Annotated in this window: 8 protein-coding genes; 4 read left to right on the top strand and 4 right to left on the bottom strand. The window is 69.2% G+C overall.

Translation table 11 applies throughout. From position 1 onward, the window contains the following. Window positions 1-349: 349 nt before the first annotated feature. The 3 genes from BQ8420_RS11680 to BQ8420_RS11670 all read left to right on the top strand — a co-directional run bounded on the left by BQ8420_RS11680 (window position 350) and on the right by BQ8420_RS11670 (window position 2,961). Window positions 350-1,663, top strand: a complete 1,314-nt coding sequence (locus BQ8420_RS11680) for a YeeE/YedE family protein (RefSeq protein WP_235006093.1) — start codon at window positions 350-352, stop codon at window positions 1,661-1,663. Between the two features lie 69 nt (window positions 1,664-1,732). After that, window positions 1,733-2,407, top strand: coding sequence for a YdcF family protein (locus BQ8420_RS11675; RefSeq protein WP_087098278.1), 675 nt, complete (start codon window positions 1,733-1,735; stop codon window positions 2,405-2,407). Between the two features lie 71 nt (window positions 2,408-2,478). Then, window positions 2,479-2,961: a YbaK/EbsC family protein gene (locus tag BQ8420_RS11670; RefSeq protein WP_087098276.1), complete on the top strand. Its 483-nt coding sequence runs from the start codon at window positions 2,479-2,481 to the stop codon at window positions 2,959-2,961. Window positions 2,962-2,972: 11 nt separating this feature from the next. Here the strand turns inward: BQ8420_RS11670 and BQ8420_RS11665 are convergent, their stop codons facing one another. Next, window positions 2,973-3,440 carry a hypothetical protein gene (locus BQ8420_RS11665; protein WP_087098274.1) on the bottom strand — a complete coding sequence of 156 codons (468 nt, stop codon included), beginning with the start codon at window positions 3,438-3,440 and terminating at the stop codon, window positions 2,973-2,975. A 169-nt stretch (window positions 3,441-3,609) separates the two neighbouring features. On the opposite strand from BQ8420_RS11665, the gene BQ8420_RS11660 reads away from it, so the two are divergent. Beyond that, window positions 3,610-4,188, top strand: coding sequence for a hypothetical protein (locus BQ8420_RS11660; RefSeq protein ID WP_087098272.1), 579 nt, complete (start codon window positions 3,610-3,612; stop codon window positions 4,186-4,188). 24 nt (window positions 4,189-4,212) lie between these two features. Here BQ8420_RS11660 and BQ8420_RS33020 read toward each other — a convergent pair whose 3' ends face one another. The 3 genes from BQ8420_RS33020 to BQ8420_RS11650 all read right to left on the bottom strand — a co-directional run bounded on the left by BQ8420_RS33020 (window position 4,213) and on the right by BQ8420_RS11650 (window position 6,868). Next, window positions 4,213-4,344, bottom strand: coding sequence for a hypothetical protein (locus BQ8420_RS33020; RefSeq protein WP_255404865.1), 132 nt, complete (start codon window positions 4,342-4,344; stop codon window positions 4,213-4,215). A 29-nt stretch (window positions 4,345-4,373) separates the two neighbouring features. Further along, on the bottom strand, window positions 4,374-5,726 hold the full coding sequence (locus tag BQ8420_RS11655; protein ID WP_087098270.1) for an OFA family MFS transporter: 1,353 nt from the start codon (window positions 5,724-5,726) through the stop codon (window positions 4,374-4,376). Between the two features lie 206 nt (window positions 5,727-5,932). Next, window positions 5,933-6,868: a LysR family transcriptional regulator gene (locus BQ8420_RS11650; RefSeq protein ID WP_087098268.1), complete on the bottom strand. Its 936-nt coding sequence runs from the start codon at window positions 6,866-6,868 to the stop codon at window positions 5,933-5,935. Window positions 6,869-6,922 lie beyond the last annotated feature (54 nt).

The raw sequence follows: 6,922 nt of genomic DNA, 5'->3' as shown, positions 1-6,922 counted from the left end.
CCCCCGGACGCTCCCCCGCCCCACCACTGACCCGCGGACGCCGTCGCACCGAACCGGACATCCGTCACCCCCGGGCGATGTGACCTCATTCGGGTGCATGTCCTACACTCACTCCCATGTTCGGTCCCGCCCGCTTCCTGTGCATGGCGCTCATCTCCATGTCCGTGACGAGCACCGATGACGGCCTCTGTCGCCGCCGGTGCCGTTCCGTCGTGCGCTGACCCGAACTCCCTCTTCCCCGCGCCGACGCGGCACCGGCCACCTCCCGGTTTCCCGCACGGTCCCGCCGTGTTCCCTGTTCGACCCGTGCCGAGCCGCAGGCGGCTCCGTCATGTTTGGACGTCTCTTCGTGACCACGACACCCACCACTCCGGTAGGAAAGACCGATGAGGTCGACCGTCCGGTCGAGTCCTCACCCGCCCTATCCCTGAGGTGGCGCCCCACCCTGTCCGTTCCACCGCCCCGGGCGCCCGAGGCCGAACCGGTGCGCTGGTGGCCGCTGGCCGTCGCCCTGATCGGCGCGCTCGGGCTGGCCGCGTTCGTGTGGTCCGAGCACGGCGCCATGCCCGCCACCCTGTTGGTGCTGGGCCTGGGCCTGGGCTTCACGCTCTTCCACTCCCGATTCGGGTTCACCTCGGCCTGGCGCCAGCTCCTGGCCGTGGGCAACGGCACGGGACTGCGCGCCCACGCGGTCCTGCTCGGTACCACCGCCACCCTGTTCGCACTGGTCATCGGGACCGGGACCGGCCTGTTCGGGAACGAACCGGGACCGTCGGCCGGACCGATCGGCATCGCGCTGTTCGCGGGCGCGTTCCTGTTCGGAATCGGCATGCAGCTCGGCGGCGCGTGCGCCTCGGGCACCCTGTTCGCGGTCGGGTCCGGCCAGTCCGCCATCCTCATCACCCTGTTCGGGTTCATCGTGGGTTCGGTCATCTACTCGGCGGCCTGGCCGCTGGTGGCCGACCTGCCCTCGGTGCCCCCGGTGCTGCTGTCCGACCATGTGGGCTGGGGCGGTTCGTGGGCGATCACCATCGCCGCGCTGGTGGCGATGGTCGTCATCTCCCGTGTGGTGCAGAACCGTCGGGTTCCCCCGCCCGTGGGCGCACCGCCGTCGGCCCAGGGGTGGGCCCGCGTCCTGCGCGGCAGCTGGCCGCTGATCGCCGGCGCCCTGCTCCTGGCCATGCTGGGCTCCGCCGTACTGCTGGTCTCCGGCGGCCCGTGGGGCATCACCTCGGCGTTCAACCTGTGGGGCGCCAAGGCGCTCCAACTGGTGGGCCTACAGCCCGAGAACTGGGCGTTCTGGACCCAACCCGGCCAGGCCGAGCAGCTGGCCGGCCCGGTCCTTCAGGACAAGAACAGCCTCACCAACATCGGCATCATCCTGGGCGCCGCGGCGGCGGCAGCGGCGGCGGGCACCTGGAAGGTGCACACCGGTCTGAGCTGGAACCTGGTCGCGGCGGGCCTGGCCGGCGGTGTCCTGATGGGCATCGGCGCGCGGCTGGCGGGCGGCTGCAACATCGGGGCCTACCTGGCCGGCATCTCCTCGGGCAGCCTGCACGGCTGGCTGTGGGCGGTCTTCGCCCTGGCGGGCACCTGGGCGGGCCTGCGCGCCCGCTCCCTGTTCGGGCTGGGCGTGCCCAAGCCGAGCGACAGCGTCTGCTGAGGACCCCGCACTCATGGCACGGGCTCCACCGTTCGTTCGGTGGGGCCCGTGCTGGTCTAAGGTGCGACCATGGTGGAGGAGAAGCGGGTGGACCTGACCGAACAGGTGCGGCGGTGGGCGAGGGTGGTCTACGACCACCAACGTCTGGGCGAGGAGCCCCGCCGATGTGACGTGGCGGTGGTGCTGGGCAGCCACGACATCGGCGTGGCCGACCGGGCCGCCGAACTGTACCGACGGGATTTGTTCGACCGGATGGTCATCACCGGTGCCAACAGCCCCACGACGCTGGCCCGGTTCCCTCGTGGCGAGGCCGTGCACTACCGCGAGCGCGTCGTCGAACTGGGGGTGCCGGAGTCGGCGGTCCTCATGGAGACCGAGGCGACCAACACCGGCGAGAACCTCCGTCTGGCCCGCGCGCTGCTGGATCGTGCGGGGATCGCGCCGGCCACGGTGATGTTCGTGTGCAAGCCGTACATGGAACGCCGGGCCCACGCCACCGTGCTCAAGCAGTGGCCCGAGGTGGAAGCGCTGTGCGCCTCGGCCCCGCTCGACTTCGACGCCTATCTGCCCACCGTGGGCGATGACCGTCTGGTCCTGGACACCATGGTCGGCGACCTGCAGCGGGTCATGGAGTACCCGGCGCGCGGCTTCGCCGTCCCCCAATCGGTCCCCGAGGACGTCCGGGAGGCCTTCCACGGGCTCGTCGCCGCCGGCTTCGACCGCCACCTCCTTCCCGACACCTGACGGTGACTCGGTGATCCACTCCCCCGGTGGGCGATAGCCTGCGGCCCACGTCGACAACGAGAGGTTCCCCCATGGACGAGGTCGAAGCGTTGCCCGAGCGCAGTCGCCGGGTGGCGAAGGTTCTGGACGGGCTGGGTCTGACCGGGCGGGTGCGGGAGCTGCCCGCCTCCACGCGCACGGCGGCCGAGGCCGCGGAGGCCCTGGGTTGCGAGGTCGGCGCGATCGCCAACAGCCTGGTGTTCATGGCCGACGAAGCACCCCTACTGGTGATGACCAGCGGACGACACCGGGTGGACGTGGACCTGCTCGCCCGACGTCTCGGCAAGGGGAGGATCCGCCGAGCCAAGCCGGAGGAGGTACGCGCCGCCACCGGTCAGGCCATCGGCGGGGTCGCCCCCGTCGCCCATCCGGCCCCGGTGGAGACCGTGGTGGACCCCGCCCTGGCCGACTATCCGACGGTGTGGGCCGCGGGCGGCACTCCGAACACCGTCTTCCCACTCACCCACACCGAACTGGTCGAGATCACCGGCGGCACCGAGGTCGCCGTCGGCTGACGGCGACCGGGCTACGTACCCGGTCGCATGGTCGCCGGTTTCGGGAGGGCCTTGCTCGCCGCCCAGGCGACCAGCCCACAGAGGGCACCCACGACGGTGCCGGTGACCAGGCTGCTCAAGGCCGCGAAGACACGGATGATGCCCTGTTGGACGCCCGGGGACAGATCCGCGAGGTTGCCGCCGAGCGTGGGCGGGGCGCCCTCGTGGGCGGCGGTCCACAGAAGCTGGTGCCCGAGCATCAGCATCACCCCGTACAGGACCCCCACCACCAGGAGGGTGAGGAAGGGGTGGGGCAAGCGACGCCACAGGACCACGACGATCCACACCAGGGGCGGCACGAACACGAAGAGGGCGTTGACGAAGGTGCCTTCCTCGATGACGCCGAGATCGTGCAGGACCACACGGGGCGCGGCGATCAACGCCAGGAGGACCAGGATCGGGAAGGACAGACCCGGCGCGGGGCGATCACGTACGTTCATACGGCCATCGTGTGCCGCGCGGGTGCGGGACCGCGTCGGCTCCAGGTCGCTTTCGGGTACGTCCGATCGCGTATCCGGGGTAGGCCACGACCATGCGGTCACCCCCTGGTGCGATACGGTCACCGATGATGCCGGGTGGGCGCTCGGCCCCGGGAAGGACCCCCTGAACATGACCAGAACCGGTTGGATCACCACCGTCGCCGCCACCGTGGCCGCGCTGATCGTCGGCTTCGGCGCCGGGTGGTTCGCCCATGGGACCACGATGGGTCCACCCGTGGCAGAACCCGAACCCACCGAACAACAGACCCCACAGCCCACCCCCACCTTCGAACCGGTGACCGTGGACCTGGACGAGACCCACGAGTTCGGGGACGGGTTCACCATCGGTCTGAGCGACTTCCGGCGCGAGGTGGAGGAGGGCGGGGTCGACCCGGTCACCGGCGAAGAGGAAGACCTGCCGTACGTGTCCTGGCGGGTGGAGGTCTCCAACGAGAGCACCGATCCGGTGCAGACCGGCGCACTGACGCGCACCTGCGAGGTGGGCGATCCGCCCCGGGAGTCGGGTGCGCCCGCCCTGGGCTCGGACGTCAAACCACCCGAGAGCCTGGAGCCGGGCCAGAGCGGCTCCTGGGACGAGGACTGCTGGGCGGAGGAGGACGACACCCGACTCCAGTACACGGTGGAATTCCATGACCAGGACTTCGTTCCGCTGTACCCGCCGGTGACCTTCGCGGGCGAGGTGGACTGAGCCGGGTGCCGTCTCGGGTCGTTCCTAACCGGTGAACAAGGTGGCGGCCTGGAGGGACGTCTGCGTCACCCCGTAGCCCAGGGCGATGATCACGGCCACCCACAGGAAGATGGCGGCGGCCTTGGCGGGGACGTTACCGGAGCTCTTCTGTTGCATCTGCTTCTCCTCGTGTTGCGGGACCGGACTCACGCCGACTGTCCGGACGTCGCCCGCCGGCCGGACACGTCCTCTTCGAGCTGACGTTCGGTGAGCGGGCGGACCAGCATGTTCGCGGCGAACCCGACCGCCATCACGACCACCATCAGGTACAGCGACAGCGTGTACAGGTCGGCGCCCGTGCGACCCGCGGCGAGCTGGTGGTCGGCGATCACGTTGACGATGAGCGGACCGGCGATGCCCGCGCACGACCAGGCGGTGAGCAGTCGACCGTGGATGGCGCCGACGTTGAAGGAACCGAACAGGTCCTTCAGGTAGGCGGGAATGGTGGAGAACCCGCCGCCGTAGAAGGAGAGGATGATCCCGGTGACGGCGACGAAGAGCACCACGGAACCGGTTCCGGCAACCGCGATGAGCAGGTAGAGGACGCAGCCGATGCCCAGGTAACCGATGTAGGTGCGCTTGCGGCCCAGGGCGTCGGAGGTGGAGGACCACACGAAGCGGCCCAACATGTTGCACAGCGACAGCACGCCCACGTAACCGGCGGCCTCGGCCGGACCGACGTCGGCGAAGAAGTCCTGGATCATGGGGGCGGCCTGTTCGAGGATGGCGATCCCCGCGGTGACGTTGCAGAACAGCACGATCCACAGCAGCCAGAACTGGCGGGTGCGGAAGGCCCGCTCCACGCTGACGCCCTCGGTGGCGAGGACGCTTCCGATGGGCGCCGGCGGGGGCTCCCATCCCTCGGGCCGCCAACCGGTCGGCGGCACCTTGACGGTCATCGCGCCGAGCATCATGGCGACGAAGTAGATGGCGCCCAGGGTGAGGAAGGCGGGGACGATCGCGTCGGCCGGGGTGTCGGCGAAGCGGTCCAACAGCGCGGCGGACAGCGGTGAGGCGATGAGCGCGCCACCGCCGAAGCCCATGATGGCCATCCCCGTGGCCATGCCGGGACGGTCGGGGAACCACTTGATGAGGGTGGACACCGGCGAGATGTAACCGATGCCGAGGCCGATCCCGCCGATGACTCCGTAGCCCAGGTAGAGCAACCACAGTTGGCCGGTGGCCACACCGAGCGCCCCCACGAGGAAACCGACGCCCCAGCACACACCGGAGACGAACATCGCCTTGCGGGGGCCGTTGCGTTCGACCCACTTGCCACCGAAGGCCGCCGACAGGCCCAGCATCACGATGGAGATGCTGAAGACCACGCCGATGGCGGTCAGGGACGTGTCGAACCGCTCCACCAACGGCGTCTTGAAGACGCTGAAGGCGTAGACCTGACCGATGGACAGGTGTACGGCGAGCGCGGCGGGTGGGATGAACCACCGGCTGTAGCCGGGCGGGGCGACACTCTTCTCACGGTCCAAAAACGACAGCACGAACCATCCTCGCGATCCTCAGGATTGTTTTCCGCGCGGAATACGGGTCTTTTCCACGTCACTTCCGCAACACCGGAAACAAGCATGGAACATCGTCACACCGGGTGTGACCGGAATCAAATACGAATTTTCTTTCACGCGATAAGAAGGGCTTATCGAAGAGCGTGCGCCGGAAGAAGTCCCGGCGGTCTCGGGGATCCAGGAGTTCAGCCGGTCAACGCCGCCCCTCCGGCCGGGTCGCGGCGGGCCAGGTGTTCCTCCAGATCGACACCGGCGACGCTGTCGAACAGGGCGCGGGCGAGCACCGGTTCGGGGTCGCGGTCGGCGACGACCAGGCCGATCTCCTGGCCGATCTCGGGCCGCACCAGGGGGATGGCGCGCATGCCCTCGGGTATGGCGTGCAGGTACAACCATGCCTGCGGCATCACGGCCGACCACTGGCTGCCACGGACGTGGGAGCACAGCGCGCTGACCGAGTTGGTCTCGACCCGGGGCACCGGTCGGGCGCCGGCTCGTCGGAAGGCCCCATCGATGATGCGACGGTTCTGCATGTCCGGGGTGAGCAGGCACAGCGGCACCTCGGCCGCCTCGGCCCAACTGATGCTGGCCCGGTGTCCCAAAGGCCCGTCCTCGGCGGTGAGCAGGACGTAGTGCTCCCGGTAGAGGTGTCTTCGGCGCACGTGGTCGAGGGGTTCGTTGTCGATGTAGGTGACGCCGACGTCGATCTGGAAGTCGGCCAGGGCCTGTTCGATCTCGGTGGAGGTCATCGAGACGATCGACAGGGTGACCTGGGGGTGGAGGTCGCACAGCCCACGGGTGATCAGGGACAGGGAGCTGAGCGTGGTGGGGATGGCCCCGATGCGCAATCGTCCGCTGAGCCCCTCCCGCCCGTTGCGCACGCTCTCCAGCAGGGTGTCGTGTTCGGCGATGACCCGTTGGGCCCAGGTGACGATCTGTTCGCCCTCGTGGGTGAACCCTATGAACCGGTTGCTCCGCTTGACGATGGGGACGCGGAACTCGACCTCCAGCTTGCGGATGGCGGAGGACAGGGCGGGCTGGGAGACGTGGCAGGCCTGAGCGGCCCGGGCGAAATGGCGTTCCTTGGCCAGCGCGGTCAAGTACTTCAGCCGGCTCAACAACATCGCCCGAGCGTACAGGGACGAAGGTCCCCTCAACAAGAACGATCAATCGCTTGA

It is taken from the genome of Nocardiopsis sp. JB363 (assembly GCF_900143625.1).
Classification (GTDB): domain Bacteria; phylum Actinomycetota; class Actinomycetes; order Streptosporangiales; family Streptosporangiaceae; genus Nocardiopsis.
This window is presented reverse-complemented; position numbering and strand designations above follow the sequence as displayed.

What these genes read in the sequence shown, in the direction of transcription:
- BQ8420_RS11675 (WP_087098278.1), top strand. Translation starts at nt 1,733, where the DNA reads ATGGTGGAGGAGAAGCGGGTGGACCTGACCGAACAGGTGCGGCGGTGG.
- BQ8420_RS11670 (WP_087098276.1), top strand. Translation starts at nt 2,479, where the DNA reads ATGGACGAGGTCGAAGCGTTGCCCGAGCGCAGTCGCCGGGTGGCGAAG.
- BQ8420_RS11665 (WP_087098274.1), bottom strand. Translation starts at nt 3,440, where the DNA reads ATGAACGTACGTGATCGCCCCGCGCCGGGTCTGTCCTTCCCGATCCTG.
- BQ8420_RS11660 (WP_087098272.1), top strand. Translation starts at nt 3,610, where the DNA reads ATGACCAGAACCGGTTGGATCACCACCGTCGCCGCCACCGTGGCCGCG.
- BQ8420_RS33020 (WP_255404865.1), bottom strand. Translation starts at nt 4,344, where the DNA reads ATGCAACAGAAGAGCTCCGGTAACGTCCCCGCCAAGGCCGCCGCCATC.
- BQ8420_RS11650 (WP_087098268.1), bottom strand. Translation starts at nt 6,868, where the DNA reads ATGTTGTTGAGCCGGCTGAAGTACTTGACCGCGCTGGCCAAGGAACGC.